The organism is Thermus thermamylovorans, assembly GCF_004307015.1.
In the GTDB taxonomy this organism is placed as follows: domain Bacteria; phylum Deinococcota; class Deinococci; order Deinococcales; family Thermaceae; genus Thermus; species Thermus thermamylovorans.
In genome coordinates this window covers 1-17,152 of the sequence record NZ_SIJL01000022.1, presented here as the reverse complement: position 1 = coordinate 17,152, position 17,152 = coordinate 1, and the positions used below count along the sequence as shown (strand labels likewise).

Sequence of the window (17,152 nt, the reverse complement as noted above, 5' to 3'; positions counted from 1 at the left end):
GGGCATCTGGCCGACCGGTGGCCTAGGGGAAGGCTCCTCCTCCTGGCCGCCTTGGGCCAGGGAGGGCTCACCCTGGCCCTCCTCCCCCTCCTCAGCGCCCCCTCTCCCCTCCCCCTCTACCTCTTGGGCTTCCTCTTCGCCTTCCTGGAGGCCCTGCGGATGGTGGCCGCCGGGGCCCTCCTCGCCGACCTCCTCCCCAAGGAGGCCCTGGCTCGGGCCCGGGGGCAGCTGGGGGCCTTCTATGCCGCTGCCGACGCCCTTTCCGATCTGGCCGCAGGTCTCCTCTTCACCCGAAGCCGCCCCTGGACCGTCGGCCTGGGAAGCGGGCTCCTCTTCCTCGCGGCCGGGCTCTACCGCGCCCTTCCCCTGCCCCCAAGATCCTCGGTGAGACCAGAGGGGGGAAGCCTCTTGGGCTTGCGCTTCCTTTGGGAAAGCCCCTCCCTCCGTCCTCTCCTGCTCCAGGAGGCCCTCCTGGGCCTGGCCTACGCCTTCTTCGCCGGCCTCCTGCCCTTTGTGGTTCTGCGGAGCCTGGGGGAGGTCTCCTGGATCCTGGGCCTCCTGGGCGCAGTCCAGAGCCTCGGGGGGGCCTTGGGAGGGCTCTTGGTAGGGGCGGTCCTGGGGCGGTTAAGAGAAGGAGGTACCCTGAGGCTCGCCCTGGGCCTCGCGGGGCTAGGCCTCCTGGGGACCGCCCTGCTTCCCCCCTGGCCCCTCCTCGCGGGTTTGACCTTTCTCCTGGGGGCTGGGGGCGCCCTCTTCGGCGCGGTGGCCGGGGCGGTGCGCCTGAGCCAGGCCCCCCCGGAGCTTCGGGGCCGGGTGGCGGGAGGCTTTCTCTTCCTGAGCGGAGCCCTGGCCCCCTTAGGCCCCCTCTTAGGCGGGGCCCTGGCGGGGGTGGCCCTCCCCCTTCCCTTCCTCCTGGCCGGAGGGCTCCTCCTCGCCCTCGCCCCCTGGGCGGGAAGGGGGTGGCGGTGAGGGGCCGGTACCTCCTGGCCGAGTCCCTAGGCGTCTTCGGGGGGAGCCTGGCCTTCACGGGCCTTGGGCTCCTCCTGGGCCTTGAAGGAACGACCTGGACCCTGGCCCTCTTGGCTGCTCTCCCCTACCTCACCCTGCCCCTGGACCTCCTCGCCGGCCTCCTCCTGGACCGGTTGGACCGCAGGACCCTCCTCCTCGCAGGGGTCTGGCTTAGGGCTGGGATCCTGGGCCTCTTCGCCCTCCTTCCCAAAGAACCCCTCTTCCTCCTCCCCCTGGCCTTCCTCTTCCAAGCCGTCTTGGCCCTGGACCTCCCCGCCTGGCATGCCCTCCTGGTCCGCCTGGCCCAGGGCAGGCTAGAGCGGGAAGGGGGGAGGCTTCAAGCGGCCCAGCTCCTCGGGGACGGCCTGGGGGACCTCCTGGCCCCTCCCCTCCTCCTCCTGGCCAAGCCCCTGCCCTTTGCCCTGGGAGGCCTCCTCCTCGCGGGGGAGGGCCTTCTCCTCCGGGACCTCCCCGCTTACCCACCCCCACGGGCGGCGAAGGGGGAGGGTCTTACCTTTAGAGCCCTCTTCGCGGGGCTCGCCTTCCTCCTCGGGGACGGAAGGCTCCTTCCCCTTACCCTCTACGCCCTCGCCTTGAGCTTCCTCTCCGGGCTAGCTCTGGCCCTCCTGCCCCTCCTGGCCCTGGCCCAGGAGACGCCCCCTGCCCTCTACGGCCTCTACCCCTTGGGCCTCTCCCTGGGGGGCTTCCTGGGAAGCCTCGCGGCGGGGAGGGTAGGGCCTTGCCTGGGGATTTGGGGCGGGCACGGGCTGAGGGTCTTGGGGCTCGCCCTCCTCCTCCTGCCCTTTCCCTTCGGGCCCCTGGGGGCCTTCCTCGCGGGGATGGGCGGCGCCTTGGGCGGGGTCCACCTCCGGGCCTACCGGCAGCGCCTCGCGCCGGAGGCCCTCCTGGGCCGGGTGCAGGCGGGGGCGGTGGCCCTCCTCTCCTCAGGAAGCCTCCTCGGCACCCTCCTGGCGGGGGGCTTGGGGACCCTTGGCCCCCAGGTGCCCCTCCTTACCGCCCTCCTGGGCCTCCTTCTCCTCCTGCCCTTGGCCTTGGGGCCCCTGGGGTGCGGGCGGCTCCTCGCCTTGAGGGAGGGGAGGTCCCCGTGAGGTTTCCTTTTCATAACGGGCCTCTCTGGGCCGAGGCCCTGAGCGACCTCGGGGCTTCCCTCGGCTTTAGCACCCTCGCCCTAGAAGTGGCCCGCACGGGGGAAGCCTTCTGGGTGGGCTTCTTCGCCGCCTTGGGGTACCTCACCCTGGGACCCCTCCTCTTCCTCAGTCCTTGGGTGGAGCGGCAGGGCCTGGCCCGGGCTCTCCTGGAGTTGCGCCTGGCCCGGGGCCTCCTGTTCCTCCCCCTTCCCTTCCTGCCGCGGGAAGCCGCCCTCCTGGTCTTCTACGCTTACCCCCTTATGGTCCTCACCGACCTGGCCATCGTGGCCTGGGAAGGCCTCCTGGTGCGGAGAGGCCGGGACAGGCTGGCGGAAAGGAGCGGCAAGCTCTACGCTGCCTGGGAGGTGGGAGGGCTGGTGGGAGTCGGCCTCGGCCCCGCCCTCTTCGCCCTCCATCCCGCCCTCCCTTACCTCCTTGCCGCCGGGATCCTCCTCCTGGCCTGGGCCCTCCTCCGCCCCGCCCTCACGGGGGAGAAGGGGGAGAGGGAGGAGGCGACGAGGCCCGAGGCCTTGGTGCAGTCCCTCCGTCGCCTCCTGGCCTATGCTCCCCTCAGGCCCTATCTCCTTCTTTCCCTCCTCTTTACCCTGGCCCATGCCCTCACCACCGCCCTTCTGGGCCTTCTGGCCCTCCGGGCGGGCACCCCGGAAGCCCTCTTCGGCCTGGTCTTCGTGCTGCAAAGCCTGGGGTACACCCTGGGAAGCTACTTTGCCGGGCGGGTCCCACCGGCCCTGGCCTTTAGGCTGGGCCCATTAGGGGCAGCCCTCGGGGGGATGGGCTTTCTCCTGCCCTTTCCCCTCCTCCTCGCCGCCCCACCCCTCTTAGGCCTGGGGGTGGCCCTCCTCAGCACCCACCTGCGGGCGGTGCGGGGCTGGCTCCTGCCCAAGGAGGGCCTGGCCCCAAGCCTTGCCGCCATCCGGGCCCTCCTCTACGGGGCCGGGGCCCTGGGGGGCCTGGGGGCGGGGGTCCTGGGCAAGGGGAATCCAGCCCTGCCCCTCCTCCTAGGAGCCTTGGGATTCCTGGTCCTTCTTCCCTTCGCTTTAGGACCCCTCCACCCTAGGCGACTGGAGGCCTTAAGGCAAGAAGAAGCAGAGTAGGAATCTTGGACAAGGAGAATCTACCCCTTCTCGTTTTGGGCCCGTTTCCGGCCAGCCTGTAGGCGTATGACAATAGCCCTCCTCCTCTGGCTGGAGGCCTTCCGCCTCTTCGGGGCGGGGTTCTTCTACTTCGCCCACGCCGCCCTCACCGCTCTTGGGGCCTTGAGCCCCCTAGAGGCCAGCTTAGCCCTGGCCTTCCGTCTCCTGGCCGAGCCCCTCTTCGCCCTCTATGGGGGGCATCTGGCCGACCGGTGGCCCAGGGGAAGGCTCCTCCTCCTCCTGGCCGGGGGGCTCCTCCTCGCCCTCGCCCCCTGGGTGGGAAGGGGGTGGCGGTGAAGGCAGGCTAGGTCTCGCCGGCAAACGCGGCTCTGGGGCGCCGGAATGGGGCCTGTGGTAAAGTGAGAAGGGAATGGTAAAGTCCAGGGTAAGCAGTAAAGGGCAGATCACCCTCCCCAAGGCGATCCGGGAGGCCCTTGGACTCCGCCCCGGAGAAGAGGTGGTCTTTGAGCTCCGGGAAGGGGGGGCCTTCCTCCGCCCCCGGCGCCGCGTACCCCTGGAAGCCCTGCTCGGGCGCCTGAAGGGCAAGCGGGGGTTCCCCGGGGAAGAGGCAGAGAGGCGGGCGCGGGAGGAGGCGTGGGGGGAAGGGGCCTAAAGCCTTACTAGAGGCTGTCGTAAAAGGGTGGTATTCTTGAGGGATGAGCTCTAGACGATCTTACCCCAGCGACCTCAGCGATGCGGAGTGGGCCCTCCTGGAGCCCCTCATCCCAGCCCCCAAGCCCGGCGGCCGACCCGCCAAGGTGCCGAGGAGAGAAATCGTTAACGCCATCCTTTACGTCCTGGAAAACGGCATCAAGTGGCGGGCTATGCCCCATGACTTGCCCCACTGGTCCACCGTCTACCACTACTTCCGCAAGTGGCAGAAGGAAGGCATTTGGGAGAAGGCCGTCCAGGCCCTGGCCCGCCAGGACCGGGAGCGAGAAGGGAGGCAAGCTTCGCCCAGCGCTCTGGTGATGGATAGCCAGTCCGTCAAGACCACGGAAAAAGGGGGCCCCGAGGGAACGACGGGGCGAAAAAGGTCAAGGGGAGAAAGCGCCAAATCTTGACGGACACGGGGGGTCGCTTGCTGAAGGCCTTCGTGCACCCGGCCAACGAGCACGATAAGCGGGGTGGGGAGGCCTTGCTCCTGGGGATGGACCTCTCCCTTTGGCCAAGGGTGCGGAAGCTCTTTGTGGACTGGGGGTACAGGGGCCTCAAGGGGCTCGCTTCTTCCCTGGGGCTGGAGCTTGAGGTGGTGGCCCGTCCCTACGCGGGGGTGCGTGGGGTCTGGGTGCGGGAGGGGGAGGAGGCGCCGGAGCTTCCGCGGGAGAGGGGGTTCAAGCCCTTGCCCAAGCGGTGGGTGGTGGAGCGGACCTTCGCCTGGCTTGGGCGGAATCGGCGGCTTGCCAAGGACTACGAAGCTAACCCTCGGGTGAGCGAGGCCTGGGTGTATCTGGGCATGCTACGCTTGTTGGTGAAGCGGCTGGCTAGGGCCGCGTAGCTGGCCGTGGAGGACTTTTACGACAGCCTCTAAGTGCCAATCCTTTATCATCTCAACATGGCAGCCCCACTTCGGATCCAGCTGACCCCTGAGGAGGACCGGCTCCTCCTGGAGCTCTCCCTGGACCCAAGGACCCACAAGAAGACCCGCCTGTGGGCCATGATGGTCCGCCTGGCGGCCGAGGGCTGGACCGCCCCAAAGATCGCCCAGCACTTCCACAAGGACCGCACCACCGTCTACCTGGTCCTCAGGCGCTTCCTGAGGGAGGGCCTCCAAGGCCTCGTCTACCGCAAACCCCCGGGAGCCCCCAGGAAGTTCACCCCGGAGATGGCCGCCTTCGTGGAGGAAAGGCTGGCGGAAGACCGGGTCTGGACCGCCCCCCAGCTCTCGGCGGCCATAGCCGAGCGCTTCGGGGTCCGCCTGGCCCCCAAGGTGGTGGCCCGGCACCTCAAGGCCATGGGGTATGTGTGGAGACGGACGCGGTACGTGCCCAGGGGTAGACCGGAGGCGGAGGAGGTGGAGGCCTTTGTGGAGGAGGAAGAGGAGGCGAAAAGGGGGCTCAGGAGGGGGTGATGGAGGTGGGGTACTTGGACGAGAGCGGGTTTGCCCTGACCCTGCCTCCCACGTACGCCTGGTGCCGGAGGGGGGAGGCCAAGGGGGTGCCGCGGGCGTGGGGCAAGGAGGGGCGGGTGAACGTGGTGGGGCACCTGGTGCGGGGCCGGGAGGGGGAGCGGCTTTTCTTTGCCCTTTTGGAGGGGCCGGTGCGGTGGGAGGTGTTGCGGGGGTATCTGGACCGGGTGGCTGAGAGCTTGGGTAAGCCTTTGAAGGTGTTCATGGACCGGGCGCCTTTTCACCGGTGCCGTGGGGTGGAGGAGAGGAAAGGGGTGTGGCGGGGGCTGGGGCTGGAGGTGGCTTACCTGCCGCGGTACAGCCCGCATCTGAACCCCATGGAGGGCGTATGGCGGCGGGTGAAGGGGTTTTTGATGCCGAGGCGGCACTACGGGAGCGTGGAGGAGCTTAAGGAGGCGGTGGTGCAGGCCCTAAAAGCCCTGGGGGGTGTGGAGTTGAAAATCTTGGAGGAGGGCACTTACCTGGACACCTCCCTGATGCTCCGCCTCCTGACCGGAGACCCGCCGGAGCTCGCCGCCCAAGCCCTGGAGGTGTTTCGCGGGGCCGAGGAGGGGCGCTACACCCTGGCCGTCCACCCCTTGGCCGTGGCCGAGGCCTTCTACACCCTGGTCTCCTTCTACGGGGTGGGGCGGGCCGAGGCGGCGGGGGCCCTCTTGGACCTGCTGGACCGGGAGGGGGTCCTTCTGGAGGACGAGGAGGACCTCCGCCCCGCCCTGGAGGAGGCCGGGAAGGGAGGGCTCAGCCTGGTGGACGCCTTCTTGGCCCACCGCGCCCGCAGGCAAGGGGCTGGGCTTGCCACTTTGGACCGCAAGCTGCGAAGGCGGGCCGGGGTAGAGCTGCTTCCCTAGGATTCGGCCTGTTCCTCGCCAGAAGCTATCCCCCCAAGATCCCTGCCTCCCCATCGCCCAGGCCCGGGTGGCGAGGCTCCGCCGGGAGTACGGGGTGTGAGGCCGGGGGAAAGCAGTCGGGGCGCCAGCAGGCCAAAGCGGGCCCGGAGGGCCGGGCCAGGAGGAGGAGCCAGGCCAAGAGGAGGAGCCAAAGGACTTTGCCCCTCATGCCCCCAGGGTGCCACGGGAAGGGTTACGCGGAAGGGGTTCCATAGCTGGCCTCCCGCGTAACCTCGCGTAACCTCCCCCCTGCTACCCTGAGGCCAGCCTGAGGATAGCCGAGAGGGGTGAAAGCCATGCAAGACGGGATGTTGCAGCTACCCGTGGTGAACTTCCAGGAACCCGCCCAGGCACCAACCCGGGGAGGGATGAACTACAAACCAAGCCGCTTCAACCACTTCCACACCCTGCCCACGGGCGAGAAGCTCGCCTTCAACTCCCTCTCCGGTGGCCTGGCCGTCTTGGATTCAGAAGGATGGGCGCGCTACACGGCCCTGGTCAAGGGGGAGCCCTTGGACCCCAAGAACCCTGTAGACCAGGGGCTCGTGGAAGGCCGCTTCGTCGTTCTCGAGAACTTTGACGAGCTGGCCTACCTTAAGACCCTCCACCTGCGGCAGCGCTACACCACGGAAGCCTGGAGCCTAACGATCTGTCCCACCATAGACTGCAACTTCGGCTGCGACTACTGTTTCCAGCGGCACCGGGTGAGCCGCATGACCGAAGCGGTTCAGGCCAAGCTTCTTGAGGTCTTCGCTCAAAAAGCCCCCCGCCTCAGCAAGTTCTTCGTCACCTGGTTTGGCGGTGAGCCCACCCTGGCCTGGGATGTTGTTCAGAAGCTATCCCAAGGATTCATGGAGATAGCCGAGAGGAACCGCGTGGAGTACAGCGCGAGCCTCATCACGAACGGCTACCTCCTGGACGAAGGGAAGGTGGCGGACATGGTCCGCTACCGCATTCACCTGGTCCAGATCACTCTGGACGGGGACGCTCCCTACCACGACCAGCGCCGCCACCTCCTTACCGGGGAGGGGAGCTTTGAGCGCATCCTGGCCAACCTGCGCCTCTTCCTCGGGAAACCTGTCTTCGTCCACATCCGGGTCAACGTGGACGTCCGGAACCGCGAGGGTGTGCCCGCCCTCTTGAAGCGTCTGGCCGAGGAAGGGCTGGCCCACCAGGAGAACCTGCGGGTCTACTTTGCCCCCGTAACCTCCACCGCCCCGCCCAGCCACGGGGTCAAAGGGTTTTGCTTTACCCGCAAGGACTTCGCCCGGATTGAGCCGGAGTACTTCACCCTTGCGGAAAGCCTAGGACTGGCCACCCTTCCCTACCCCTCCCTTCAGCTTGGAGGGTGCGTGGCCGCCCATCCGGAGGGGTTCGTGGTGGAGCCCGACGGCACCCTGCAGAAGTGTTGGGACACGGTGGGGCAGCCCGAGTTCGCCGTGGGCAACCTCCTGGAATACGATCCCCTGCAACTTGCGGAGAACCCCGTTTACCAGCGCTGGATGTCCTGGGACCCCTTCTCCGAAAAGCTCGCCTGCTCCCGTTGCACCTGGCTTCCTGCGTGCATGGGGGGGTGCCCCTTGAAGGTGGTCTTCCCCGAGGCCATGCCTGAGGGGAAGGTGGAGCTGGAGTGCACCACCTTCAAGTGGAACTGGAAGCGTACCTTTACTTTGCTAGCCGAACGTGCAGGCGAGGCAGAGCCGGCACCTCGCCCCTGCACGGGCTAGGGAAAGGAGGTGAGGAGGATGCGGTGGATTGTCAGGCCTTCTCGCGTGCAACCCTTAGGAGACCCGGGTTGCGGCGGTAGGCGTCCGTGTCCAACAAAAAACCCGCCGGTGCTAACATAAATAGGTAGGCTGAGTAGAAGGCAGTGAGGGGGAATCCCCAATTTGCCTTCTTATCTTCGAGGAAGCGTTGTGTTTTGGCAACTCTGGAGCGAGTTTCTCTTAGAGTGGAACCTGACCAGGCGCTACTGGTTTGACACCCTGGCGGGGCTTCTGGCCTCCGTTCTCTTCTTCTACTCCATGGTCCTCGGCCTGGAGAACCTGACCCCCGAGGGGCTGGCGAGCCTGGGCCTGGACCTGGGCCCCCTCCTCCTGGTCTTCGCCGCCTTCAACCTGGTGGTGGGCACCTTCCAGTCCATCGCCTATTCCGTCCAGTCCGAGGCCGCCTTAGGCACCCTGGAGCACCTGGGCCTGGCCCGAGGAGGGCTTCTCCGACAGCTCCTCCTGCGCGCCCTCGTACGGGGACTTCAGGGCATCACCACAAGCGCTCTTGTCCTCCTTCCCCTCGCCCTTCTCCTCGGGGTGCGGCTCGCCCCCGCCCCCTGGTGGCCTTTGAGCCTTTTGCTTCTCTACCTCGCCGCCCTAGGCTTCGCCCTGGGCATGGGAGCCCTCGCCCTTCACTTCAAGCAGGTGGAGGGCTTCTTCACCATTGTCCAGTTCCTCTTCCTTCCTTACTTCTTCTCCCTGGTTCGCTTCGCTCCCTGGATGACCCCCCTCCCCTTTGCCCCGGGGACGCAGCTCCTGAAGCTCGCCCTCACCGGGGAGGGGGCGTCCCCCGGGCTTCTCCTCCTCGCCTTCGTGCAGGCCCTCCTCTTCCTCGGGGCGGGGCTTTTCGCCATGGCCTGGGTCTACGCGGGGGTGCGGCGAAGGGGCCTTTTAGGGAGGTACTGATGCGGCTTTTGGTGCAGAACGTCCACAAGCGCTTCGGGAAACTGGAGGCCCTCAAAGGGGTGAGCCTGGAGCTTGGGGCCGGGGAGATCCTGGGCCTTTTGGGCCCCAACGGGGCGGGCAAGACTACCCTCATCAAGGTCGTCCTCGGCCTCCTCCTCCCCGATGGGGGGGAGGTGGTCCTGGAGGAGGGCGGGGCGCGGCGCAGACCCCAGGGCCACGAGTTCGGCGTCCTCCTGGAGGGAAGCCGCAACCTCTACGTCAACCTGAGCCTCCTGGTGAACGCCCTCTACTTCGGGGGCATCCGGGGGCTTCCCCCCAGGGAGGTCCGCCCCCGGTTTGAGGCCTGGTTGGAGCGCTTCGGCCTAAAGGACCGCCTCCACGCCCCCCTCGCCTCCCTCTCCCGGGGCATGCAGCAGAAGGCGGCCTTGGCCTTGGCCCTCGCCCTCAAGCCCCGTTTCCTCCTCCTGGACGAGCCCACCCTGGGCCTGGACCCCGTGAGCCGGAGGGAGTTTGAGGGGATCCTCCTGGAGCTTAAGAAGGAGGGCTGGGGCATCCTCCTCACCTCCCACGACCTGGAGGTGGTGGAGCGGGTGAGCGACCGGGTGGCCTTCCTCCACCGGGGGGAGGTGCGGCGGCAGGGCCCCACCCGGGCCCTCCTCCGGGACTGGGCCGGGGAGGGGTACCGGGTGCGCCTCGCCGAGCCCAAGGCGGAGGCCCTCCTCCAGGCCTTAGGCCCCGGCTGGAGCGCCGAGGGCCCCGAGGTCCTCTTCTTCCTCGGGCCGTGGGAGGCGCTGCGGGAGGCCTTGGGAACTCTTCCCGTGGAGGTCCTCGAGGTCTCCAGGGGAACGCCGAGCCTGGAGGCCCTCTTCCTCCACCTCTTCGGGGAGGCCCGCCCTTCCCCTGGCGCACAACCTCGCACTGTCTAGCCGCACGGGGGATAGGGGGGTGTTGCCGGTCCTCGAGGGGGTCGGCGAGGGACCGCCCCCCACCCGGGTCGGCCCAGGGGATTGGCCCAAAAACGCGATGGCGGAAGGGCCTCTCGAGGCGCCCCCCTTCCCGTTGACCCCTTACCCAACCTGTGGTAGGGTCTTGGGCAGGACGCCCAAGACTTAGGGTGTCCTGGCCGCGATGCCAGGCCGACAGGCCTGGACGCCCAAAGGCGGTGGGGGAAGTCCGGTGAAAGTCCGGCGCTGTCCCGCAACGGTAACCGGCCCAAGCGTCGCGCCCTCCGCCCCGGCCGGAAGCCCGAGTACCCGCTTCGCGGCCCTGCCCCGTAGCCCTCGAGGCAAGGGTGAAGGTGGTGAGACCCGTGGGACCTTAGCCTAACCCCCAAAACCCGTCACGGGCCCAGCGCCCGAAAGAGGCCCTTCGGCTCTAGGAAGCTTTTCCCGCCCAAGGAGGCGCTATGCGGGAGACGCGGATGGTCTACCCCGTCTTCCCCGGGGAGACCAACCACTACGGAACCCTGTTTGGCGGAACGGTTCTGGCCTGGATGGACCAGGCGGCCTTTGTGGCCGCCACGCGCCACGCGCGCAAGAAGGTGGTAACGGTACACGCGGACGCGGTGGACTTCAAGCGCCCCGTCCCCCTGGGGGCCATCGTGGAGCTGGTGGCCCGGGTGCGGGAGGTGGGGCGCACCTCCATGCGGGTGGAGGTGGAGATGTGGGTGGAGCCGGTGAAGGAAGGCGAGGAGGCCTACCTGGCCGCCCGGGGCGGGTTTGTCCTGGTGGCGGTGGACGAAAGGGGGAGGCCAAGCCCGGTGCCTCCCCTGGAAGGAGGTGAGGCCCGTGCCCCTCACGGCGCCTAGGCTCGCCTACCGCCCCTACGAGTACCCCGAGCTCCTCCGCTTCCGGGACGCCATCCGGCACAGCTACTGGGTGCACACGGAGTTCAGCTTCCAGTCCGACCTTCAGGACCACGCCCTGGCCGACGAGAAGGAGCGCTCCCTGGTGGAGCGCGCCCTCCTCGCCATCGCTCAGGTGGAGCTCGCCGTCAAGCTCTTCTGGGCCCGGGTCTACGACCGCTTTCCCAAGCCCGAGATCGCCGAGGTGGGCCTCACCTTCGCCGAGAGCGAGGTACGGCACGCCAACGCTTACGCCCACCTCCTGGAGCTTTTGGGCCTGGAGGAGGCCTTTGGACAGGCCCTGGAGGGGGCGAGCGCCCTCCGGGATCGGGCCCAAGCCCTGGGAGAGGCCCTTCGGCGCGCCCAGGGGAAGGACCTGCGGGAATACGCCCTCGCCCTCTTCCTCTTCTCCGCCTTCACGGAACACGTCTCCCTCTTCTCCCAGTTCTACGTCCTCATGGCCCTAAACCGCCGCGGCAATCGCTACAAAGGGATCTCCAACGCCATGGAGGCCACCAGCAAGGAGGAGAACGTCCACNTCTCCCTCTTCTCCCAGTTCTACGTCCTCATGGCCCTAAACCGCCGCGGCAACCGCTACAAAGGGATCTCCAACGCCATTGAGGCCACCAGCAAGGAGGAGAACGTCCACGGCCTCTTTGGGGTGGAGCTCCTCCGTCTCCTCAGGACGGAGCACCCCGAGGCCCTGGGGGAGGAATTTCAGGAAGAGTCTCTACGCCTCGCCCAGAAGCTCTTCCGGGCCGAGGAAAACCTCCTGGACTGGCTCTTCGCCATGGGGGAACCCTCTTTGGTGGGGCACGGAGAAACCCTGGAGTTCCTCAAGGGACGCTTCAACGAAGTCCTCGCCCTCCATGGACTCCCCGAAGCCTTCCCTGTGGACCGGGCGAGGCTTCGGGACACGGAGTGGTTCACCCTGGAGCTCCTCGCCGACAAGGAGGTGGACTTCTTCAACAAGCGGAGCGTGGCCTACGCGCGCAGGGTACAAAGCTTTGATCCGGAGGAGCTTTTCTGAAGGAGGAGGCATGACCAAGACCAAGCGGACCTACGAGCCCTGGTACTGGGCCAACGAGCACACCCGCCTCTACATGCGCCGGGGCTACCTGCTGCCCGGGGTGAGCGTGGAGGAGCGGGTGAGGGAGATCGCCCAGCGGGCCGAGGCCCTCACCAAGGTGGAGGGGTTTGGCCGCAAGTTCCAGGAGTACGTGGCCCGGGGCTGGTACTCCCTCGCCACCCCCATCTGGGCCAACTACGGCCTCAGGCGGGGCCTTCCCATCTCCTGCTACGGCACCTACGTGGAGGACGACACCGCTTCCATCCTGAGGGCGGTGGCTGAGGTGGGGATGATGAGCAAGCAGGGGGGAGGGACCTCCCTCTACCTGGGAAGGCTCCGCCCACGGGGGGCCCCCATCCGGGACAACGGGGAGAGCAACGGCTCGTTTGCCTTCGCCTCCCTCTTTGACCGGGTGATCGAGGTCTTCAACCAGGGCTCCACCCGCAGGGGCCAGTGCGCCGCCTACCTGGACATAGAGCACCCTGACCTCGAGGAGTGGCTTTCCATCCAGCGGGAGCACTCCCCGGTTCAGTCCCTCTTCTGGGGGGTGAGCGTGGGGGACCGCTGGCTTGAGGAGATGATCGCCGGGGACGGGGAGAAGCGGGCCCGCTGGGCCAAGGTCCTGAAGAGCCGGGCCGAGGTGGGCATCCCCTACCTCTTCTTCCGGGACAACGCCAACCAAAAGGCCCCCGAGGTCTTCAAAACCCTCGGCAAGACCATCTGGGCCAGCAACCTCTGCACGGAGATCATGCTCCCCTCCTCGGAGGAAGAGAGCTTCGTCTGTTGCCTCTCCTCCCTGAACCTCCTCCACTACGAGGAGTGGAAGGACACGGACGCGGTGGAGACCCTGGTCATTTTCCTGGACTCCGTGCTGGACGACTTCATTGAGAAGGCGGAGGGCATCCCCTACATGGAGCGGGCGGTGCGCTTCGCCAAGCGCTACCGGGCCATCGGCCTCGGGGTCCTGGGCTGGCACAGCTACCTCCAGTCCCAAAGAATCCCCCTGGAAAGCCCCGAGGCCTTCCGTAGGAACGCCGAGATCTTCAAGACCATACGGGAGCGGGCCGAGGAGGCCTCGAGGTGGCTGAGGAAGCGGCACCCCGAGGACGAGCTCGCCGGGGTGGGGGAGCTTAAGGAAAGGCGCAACGCCACCCTCCTCGCCATCGCTCCCACCAAGTCCAGCGCCTTCATCCTGGGCCAGGTCTCTCCCTCCATAGAGCCCTACACCAGCAACTACTACCTGAAGGACCTACAGAAAGCTCGCGTCCCCTTCAAGAACCCCTTCCTGGAGGAGGTGCTGAGGGAAAAGGGCAAGGACGAGGAAAAAGTCTGGCGGAGCATCCTGGAGCACAACGGTTCCGTGCAGCACCTGGACTTCCTCACCGATGAGGAAAAGGCGGTGTTCAAGACCTTCGCCGAAGTCTCGCAGATGACCCTGGTGAACCTGGCGGCCTCGAGGCAGAAGCACATTGACCAGGGGCAGTCCCTGAACCTTGTGATCCACCCGGAGGCCCCGCCCAAGGACGTGAACGCCCTGGTCCTCCACGCTTGGCGCTCGGGCCTCAAGGCCCTCTATTACCAGTTCAGCCAGAGCGTGGCCCAGGCCTACAGCCGGGACCTCCTCCTCTCCTGCCAAGCCTGCGAGAGCTGAGGGCAGGCTACCCCAAGCAAGGCCCGGGGGAAGGGAACCCTCCCCCGGGCACTAAAGGGGCCTCAGAACGGTAGCTCCTCAAACCCCCACACCTCGCTCTCCGCCGCCCCCCTGCCCTCTAGAACAGGTCCTCGCTCGGCGTTCCCTCCGCCCCTTCTGCCTTCTTGGGCCGCACCAGAAGGGCGAAGTCGTCCAGGACCAGGGTGAGCCGGGTCTTCTTCCCGTCCTTTCCCTCGTAGGTCTCCGTTTGGAGCCTGCCCTCCAGGTGGGCGTAAGTCCCCTTGGGCGGGTCCATCTCCGCCAGGGCCTCGGCGAGGCCGCCCAAGGCCAGGACCTCGAGGAAGACCGCCTCGTCCTCCTTCCGCCGCCCCTGCACGGCCACTGAGGTCTTCCAGATCGCCACGCCCTGGTTGGTGTAGACCAGCTCGGGCTTCCTCGCCAGGTACGCCTTCAGAATCGCCTTCATCCTTCCTCCTTTCGCCGGGCCTACGGGGGGGGCTAAAGCCCCCCCTGCCCTTTAGCGCCTGACCAGGTAGTAGCTCCCCGTGGGGCTCCGCTTCAGCCCCTCCTCCTTTAGCCACGCCTTCAAGGCCTCCTTCACCTCCCGGAGGGTCCGGGGAAGCTCGCCCTCCCAGTCCTCCTCCGCCTGGAGGAGGTTGAGGAGGGCCACCGCCTGCTCGGGGGTGAGCCTTAGGTCCTTCATCCTCCACCTCCCGCTCATTCCCGTGGGGCCTCTAGGCCCCCTAGCCCTCCTCCTCTTCCAAATCCGGGGAGAAGTTGTTCTCCCGGGCGGCCTGGAGGATGGCCTCGAGGGCCTCCCGGTCCGTGAGGAGCCCCCTGAGCCAGTCCTCAAGGATCCCCTTGGCCTCCTCGGCGAAGGCAGATGCGTCCCAACAGCCGCCTTTCACTTTGCCCTCCTTTCCGTCCTCAGCCTCTGGACCACCTCTTTAGCTTTCATCGCGCCTCCTTCGGTCCCCCCCGAGGGGCCGGAAGGCCCCCCTGCCCTGGGGGGCCCTCCCCTTCACCCTCGCCTGTAGAACCCCTCCCTGGCCCAGCGCCGGGGAAGCTCCTCCTGGGGGAGGTGCACCTCCCCGAGGACCCGGTACGGCCCCCGGAAGGGCCAGGGAAAGAGGCCCTCTCGGTCCAGGCGCTCCCGGGCTTGGAGCCAGTCGTCTAGCTCCCTGTCGTCCTCTTTCCACCGCTCCAGGAGGAAGCGGCGGCCTCGGGCGTCCTCCACCTCCAGGAGCCGCGCCCCAAGGAGCCCATAGAGGTCTACGGGGAGGGCTAGGACCCCCTCCACCAGGAGGGCGGCCTCCGCCCAGTCGGCGAGGGGCGCGTCCGAGGCCACCTGAACGAGGTCCCCCAGGTGGAGCTTGGCGAGGAGTAAAAAGGTCCGCACGGCGAGGTCGTAGGGGCGCTTACTTTCCCGGTCGGGCCCCGTCTTGCAGAACCCGAAGGACCACTCCCTCTCCTCCCACCAGGGGAAGACGAAGCTCTCGTAGTCCTCCGGGGCGGGGCCGTTGAAGGCCACCTCGGGAGGGTAGAGGACCGGCCCCCCCGTCCCGTCCGGCCCCGCTAGGGGAGGAAGGTGGGGAAGGAGCCGGGCGAAGTCCTCGAGGACGGCCCCAAGCCTCTTCTCCACCGCTTCCTTCGCCTCCGTCCTGATCCGCCAGTAGTGCGTGTGGCCCATGTCAGACCTCCCCGAAAAGCTCCCGCCTGAGCGCCACCGCCGAGTTGTCCTCGTAGGGGGCCTTGAGCCTGGCCTCGAGGGCGTAGAGCCGGGAGGCCAGCCCTCTGAGCCCTTCCACCGCCTCCTTCACCTCCCGGGCCACCCGCTCCGCCTCCAGGGGGTGCTCGGAGAGGAAGGCGTGGAGGTCTTCGGCGTAGAGGGCGAGGGCCCGGGCCGCCTGGGCCATCTCCTCTAGGTGCTTTCTGACTCGAATTCGCCGCATCTCCCACCTCCACCCGGGTGCGAAGGGGGGCCACCCGGCCCCCCCTGGCCCTAAGCCACCTCCAGGACCACCCACCCGGCCCGGCTCGGCACGAAGACCTTCTCCCCCGGAAGGGGCTGGACCTCCAGGACCTCCACGTGGCCCAGGGCCTCGAGGTCCTCCAGGTCCACCCACCCCTCCTCCACCAGCCGGGGGTGGACGTAGGCCCCGTGCCGCCGGATGAGGCCCTCCAGGGCCCGGTCCGAGAGTCTGGTCTTGGGAACGCCGTCCGTGTTGGGCAGGAGCGCGACCATCTTGCACCTCCTGCCCCTGGCCGTGGGGCCGCTAGGCCCCCAGGCCCTCTTCCCTATACGCCACCCGCACCCGCTCCGGGCTCACCAGGACGAGGCCGCTCTTCCCCGAAGCGAAGGCCCGCACCACCTCTTCCGCGAGCTCCATGAGGAAGGTGTGGTCCTGGGGCCGGGGCCTTCCAGCCACCTTCACGAGCTTCCCCTCCTCAAAGACCACGGCGAAGCTCCCGCTCACCCGGGCGAACCGCTTTAGCGCTTCCATAGCGGTCCCCCCCGAGGGGCCGGAAGGCCCCCCCGCTCACAGGCGGTAGAGGACCACCCGGTTCCCCACCCCTGCCAGGGCCTCCTCCAGGGCCTCGAGGACCTCCCTGGGGTCCAGCCCCCCCAGGCCGATGCCCGGGAAGGCCATATGGACCTCGAGGCCAGGCCTGGCCTCCAGGAACCGCCGGAGCCTCGAGGCCCCCAGGCGGACGAGGCCGAGGTCCGCTCGGTCCCGGAAGTGGCCTTTGGTCTGGAAGGCCCCGTAGGACCTGGTCAACCAAAGTGCACATTAGCGCACTTCGGCCCTCCACCAGGAGGAGGACCTAAGCCTCCCTTCCACCCCTCCCACGCTCCCCGGTGAAGGATGACCTTCAGCGGGGAGAGGTCGCGGGGCACCTCGCGCCCGAGGAGGGGAAGGAAGAGGCCTACCCTCAGGACCCGCCAGGGATTAACGCCAGGGGAGTTCCTTCCGTCGGTGACCTCCCTCTGGCTCCCCGGTGAACCCTGAAGGCTTGAAAACAAGGAGAGGTGGCGCTTCGCCTTCCCGATCTCCCGGGAAAGCCTGCGCCTCAGGTAGGGGTTGCGCTCCTGCGCTTTTTTGGCCTGGAGTTCCTGCACCTTGGAGGCGTAGAAGCCCTGGACGTGACCCCTGAAGCGTTCGTCCCGGAGAAGCCTCTCGTACCCCCTGGGAAGCTTTTCCCTGAACCCCAAGGCCCTTCTCCCAATGACGTAAGCGGCGGCCACGTCCTTGGAGAGGGAAAGAAGGGGGGCGTACTTCAGCATCCCGATGGTGGAGGTGTCCTGCGGGTTCACCTCCACCACCTGGACCCCTCTCTTCCTGGCCAGGGAGTGGACCTTCCGGAGGAGGGAGGCGTAGGCGAAGCGGTGCTGCTTCCTGCGGAAGGCCCTTCCCGAACCATCACCCCTCCTGGACTTCCTCAGGTACCTCAGGCGCTCCGTGGCGACGGCCACGCCGTGTTCCAGGGCCAAGGAAACCACCTCGTGGGCGATCTTCCAGAGGACGAGCTCCTTGGCTCCTTTGTTCGGAGCGCGGTCCACTTCTTCCAGGGAGAGGGTGAGGTGGCG

General features: G+C 67.7%; 22 protein-coding genes, 1 pseudogene and 1 riboswitch. Of the genes and pseudogenes, 14 read left to right on the top strand and 9 right to left on the bottom strand.

The window, feature by feature from the left end:
• The 14 genes and pseudogenes from ETP66_RS10920 to ETP66_RS10855 form a co-directional block, all read left to right on the top strand.
• On the top strand, positions 1-969 hold a 969-nt coding region (locus tag ETP66_RS10920; RefSeq protein WP_130842626.1), incomplete at its 5' end, for an MFS transporter.
• The gene (locus ETP66_RS10915; RefSeq protein WP_130842625.1) at positions 966-2,117 is read left to right on the top strand and encodes a hypothetical protein; all 1,152 of its coding nucleotides are present in this window, start codon (positions 966-968) and stop codon (positions 2,115-2,117) included. The genes ETP66_RS10920 and ETP66_RS10915, both read left to right, overlap by 4 nt.
• The gene (locus ETP66_RS10910; RefSeq protein ID WP_130842624.1) at positions 2,114-3,271 is read left to right on the top strand and encodes a hypothetical protein; all 1,158 of its coding nucleotides are present in this window, start codon (positions 2,114-2,116) and stop codon (positions 3,269-3,271) included. Before ETP66_RS10915 ends, ETP66_RS10910 begins: the two co-directional genes overlap by 4 nt.
• Positions 3,272-3,337: 66 nt before the next feature.
• Positions 3,338-3,607 carry a hypothetical protein gene (locus ETP66_RS10905; protein WP_130842623.1) on the top strand — a complete coding sequence of 90 codons (270 nt, stop codon included), beginning with the start codon at positions 3,338-3,340 and terminating at the stop codon, positions 3,605-3,607.
• Positions 3,608-3,680: 73 nt separating this feature from the next.
• Positions 3,681-3,923, top strand: coding sequence for an AbrB/MazE/SpoVT family DNA-binding domain-containing protein (locus ETP66_RS10900; protein WP_130842622.1), 243 nt, complete (start codon positions 3,681-3,683; stop codon positions 3,921-3,923).
• 43 nt (positions 3,924-3,966) lie between these two features.
• Positions 3,967-4,808, top strand: a protein-coding gene (locus ETP66_RS10895; RefSeq protein WP_244346638.1) for an IS5 family transposase whose coding sequence is annotated in 2 segments (ribosomal slippage) — positions 3,967-4,330 and positions 4,330-4,808 — 843 coding nt in all. Because the reading frame shifts where the segments join, the coding sequence is not laid out codon by codon here.
• A 57-nt stretch (positions 4,809-4,865) separates the two neighbouring features.
• A pseudogene (locus ETP66_RS10890) lies at positions 4,866-5,896 on the top strand (IS630 family transposase); the annotation flags it as partial.
• Positions 5,897-5,914: 18 nt separating this feature from the next.
• A complete protein-coding gene (locus ETP66_RS10885) occupies positions 5,915-6,286 on the top strand; it encodes a PIN domain-containing protein (RefSeq protein WP_130842628.1) in 372 nt (123 codons plus the stop codon).
• A gap of 335 nt (positions 6,287-6,621) precedes the next feature.
• Positions 6,622-8,052 carry a radical SAM/SPASM domain-containing protein gene (locus tag ETP66_RS10880; RefSeq protein ID WP_130842627.1) on the top strand — a complete coding sequence of 477 codons (1,431 nt, stop codon included), beginning with the start codon at positions 6,622-6,624 and terminating at the stop codon, positions 8,050-8,052.
• Between the two features lie 189 nt (positions 8,053-8,241).
• Positions 8,242-9,000, top strand: a complete 759-nt coding sequence (locus tag ETP66_RS10875) for an ABC transporter (protein WP_201738528.1) — start codon at positions 8,242-8,244, stop codon at positions 8,998-9,000.
• Complete coding sequence (locus tag ETP66_RS10870) at positions 9,000-9,926, top strand: ABC transporter ATP-binding protein (protein WP_130842620.1); 927 nt, start codon at positions 9,000-9,002, stop codon at positions 9,924-9,926. The genes ETP66_RS10875 and ETP66_RS10870 overlap by 1 nt, the downstream gene beginning before the upstream one ends.
• 177 nt (positions 9,927-10,103) lie before the next feature.
• A riboswitch (cobalamin riboswitch) is annotated at positions 10,104-10,275 on the top strand.
• 130 nt (positions 10,276-10,405) lie between these two features.
• Positions 10,406-10,807, top strand: a complete 402-nt coding sequence (locus tag ETP66_RS10865) for an acyl-CoA thioesterase (RefSeq protein WP_014511003.1) — start codon at positions 10,406-10,408, stop codon at positions 10,805-10,807.
• The gene (locus tag ETP66_RS10860) at positions 10,788-11,873 is read left to right on the top strand and encodes a ribonucleotide-diphosphate reductase subunit beta (protein WP_130842619.1); all 1,086 of its coding nucleotides are present in this window, start codon (positions 10,788-10,790) and stop codon (positions 11,871-11,873) included. Before ETP66_RS10865 ends, ETP66_RS10860 begins: the two co-directional genes overlap by 20 nt.
• Positions 11,874-11,883: 10 nt before the next feature.
• A complete protein-coding gene (locus ETP66_RS10855; RefSeq protein WP_014511005.1) occupies positions 11,884-13,563 on the top strand; it encodes a ribonucleoside-diphosphate reductase subunit alpha in 1,680 nt (559 codons plus the stop codon).
• Positions 13,564-13,681: 118 nt separating this feature from the next.
• Here the strand turns inward: ETP66_RS10855 and ETP66_RS10850 are convergent, their stop codons facing one another.
• The 9 genes from ETP66_RS10850 to ETP66_RS10815 all read right to left on the bottom strand — a co-directional run.
• Positions 13,682-14,029 carry a single-stranded DNA-binding protein gene (locus ETP66_RS10850; RefSeq protein ID WP_038043756.1) on the bottom strand — a complete coding sequence of 116 codons (348 nt, stop codon included), beginning with the start codon at positions 14,027-14,029 and terminating at the stop codon, positions 13,682-13,684.
• Positions 14,030-14,080: 51 nt separating this feature from the next.
• Positions 14,081-14,266: a hypothetical protein gene (locus tag ETP66_RS10845; protein ID WP_038043757.1), complete on the bottom strand. Its 186-nt coding sequence runs from the start codon at positions 14,264-14,266 to the stop codon at positions 14,081-14,083.
• A gap of 40 nt (positions 14,267-14,306) precedes the next feature.
• Positions 14,307-14,471, bottom strand: coding sequence for a hypothetical protein (locus tag ETP66_RS12025; RefSeq protein ID WP_167764533.1), 165 nt, complete (start codon positions 14,469-14,471; stop codon positions 14,307-14,309).
• Positions 14,472-14,584: 113 nt separating this feature from the next.
• Entirely contained in the window at positions 14,585-15,253 is a 669-nt protein-coding gene (locus tag ETP66_RS10840; RefSeq protein WP_130842618.1) for a hypothetical protein, read from the bottom strand.
• A 1-nt stretch (position 15,254) separates the two neighbouring features.
• Positions 15,255-15,515, bottom strand: coding sequence for a hypothetical protein (locus ETP66_RS10835; protein ID WP_093006976.1), 261 nt, complete (start codon positions 15,513-15,515; stop codon positions 15,255-15,257).
• Positions 15,516-15,565: 50 nt separating this feature from the next.
• Positions 15,566-15,808: an RNA 2'-phosphotransferase gene (locus tag ETP66_RS10830; RefSeq protein WP_130842617.1), complete on the bottom strand. Its 243-nt coding sequence runs from the start codon at positions 15,806-15,808 to the stop codon at positions 15,566-15,568.
• A gap of 31 nt (positions 15,809-15,839) precedes the next feature.
• The gene (locus ETP66_RS10825; RefSeq protein WP_130842616.1) at positions 15,840-16,067 is read right to left on the bottom strand and encodes a hypothetical protein; all 228 of its coding nucleotides are present in this window, start codon (positions 16,065-16,067) and stop codon (positions 15,840-15,842) included.
• A 36-nt stretch (positions 16,068-16,103) separates the two neighbouring features.
• Entirely contained in the window at positions 16,104-16,343 is a 240-nt protein-coding gene (locus ETP66_RS10820; protein WP_130842615.1) for a macro domain-containing protein, read from the bottom strand.
• Positions 16,340-17,152: IS200/IS605 family accessory protein TnpB-related protein (locus tag ETP66_RS10815; RefSeq protein WP_145964258.1), on the bottom strand; the 813-nt coding region annotated here is incomplete at its 5' end. The genes ETP66_RS10820 and ETP66_RS10815, both read right to left, overlap by 4 nt.

Bases quoted from the DNA above. Each gene is read 5' to 3' on its own strand.
- ETP66_RS10905 (WP_130842623.1), top strand. From the start codon at position 3,338: ATGACAATAGCCCTCCTCCTCTGGCTGGAGGCCTTCCGCCTCTTCGGG.
- ETP66_RS10900 (WP_130842622.1), top strand. From the start codon at position 3,681: ATGGTAAAGTCCAGGGTAAGCAGTAAAGGGCAGATCACCCTCCCCAAG.
- ETP66_RS10850 (WP_038043756.1), bottom strand. From the start codon at position 14,029: ATGAAGGCGATTCTGAAGGCGTACCTGGCGAGGAAGCCCGAGCTGGTC.
- ETP66_RS10825 (WP_130842616.1), bottom strand. From the start codon at position 16,067: ATGGAAGCGCTAAAGCGGTTCGCCCGGGTGAGCGGGAGCTTCGCCGTG.
- ETP66_RS10830 (WP_130842617.1), bottom strand. From the start codon at position 15,808: ATGGTCGCGCTCCTGCCCAACACGGACGGCGTTCCCAAGACCAGACTC.
- ETP66_RS10835 (WP_093006976.1), bottom strand. From the start codon at position 15,515: ATGCGGCGAATTCGAGTCAGAAAGCACCTAGAGGAGATGGCCCAGGCG.
- ETP66_RS10855 (WP_014511005.1), top strand. From the start codon at position 11,884: ATGACCAAGACCAAGCGGACCTACGAGCCCTGGTACTGGGCCAACGAG.
- ETP66_RS10845 (WP_038043757.1), bottom strand. From the start codon at position 14,266: ATGAAGGACCTAAGGCTCACCCCCGAGCAGGCGGTGGCCCTCCTCAAC.
- ETP66_RS10865 (WP_014511003.1), top strand. From the start codon at position 10,406: ATGCGGGAGACGCGGATGGTCTACCCCGTCTTCCCCGGGGAGACCAAC.
- ETP66_RS10885 (WP_130842628.1), top strand. From the start codon at position 5,915: ATGCTCCGCCTCCTGACCGGAGACCCGCCGGAGCTCGCCGCCCAAGCC.
- ETP66_RS10840 (WP_130842618.1), bottom strand. From the start codon at position 15,253: ATGGGCCACACGCACTACTGGCGGATCAGGACGGAGGCGAAGGAAGCG.
- ETP66_RS10870 (WP_130842620.1), top strand. From the start codon at position 9,000: ATGCGGCTTTTGGTGCAGAACGTCCACAAGCGCTTCGGGAAACTGGAG.
- ETP66_RS10880 (WP_130842627.1), top strand. From the start codon at position 6,622: ATGCAAGACGGGATGTTGCAGCTACCCGTGGTGAACTTCCAGGAACCC.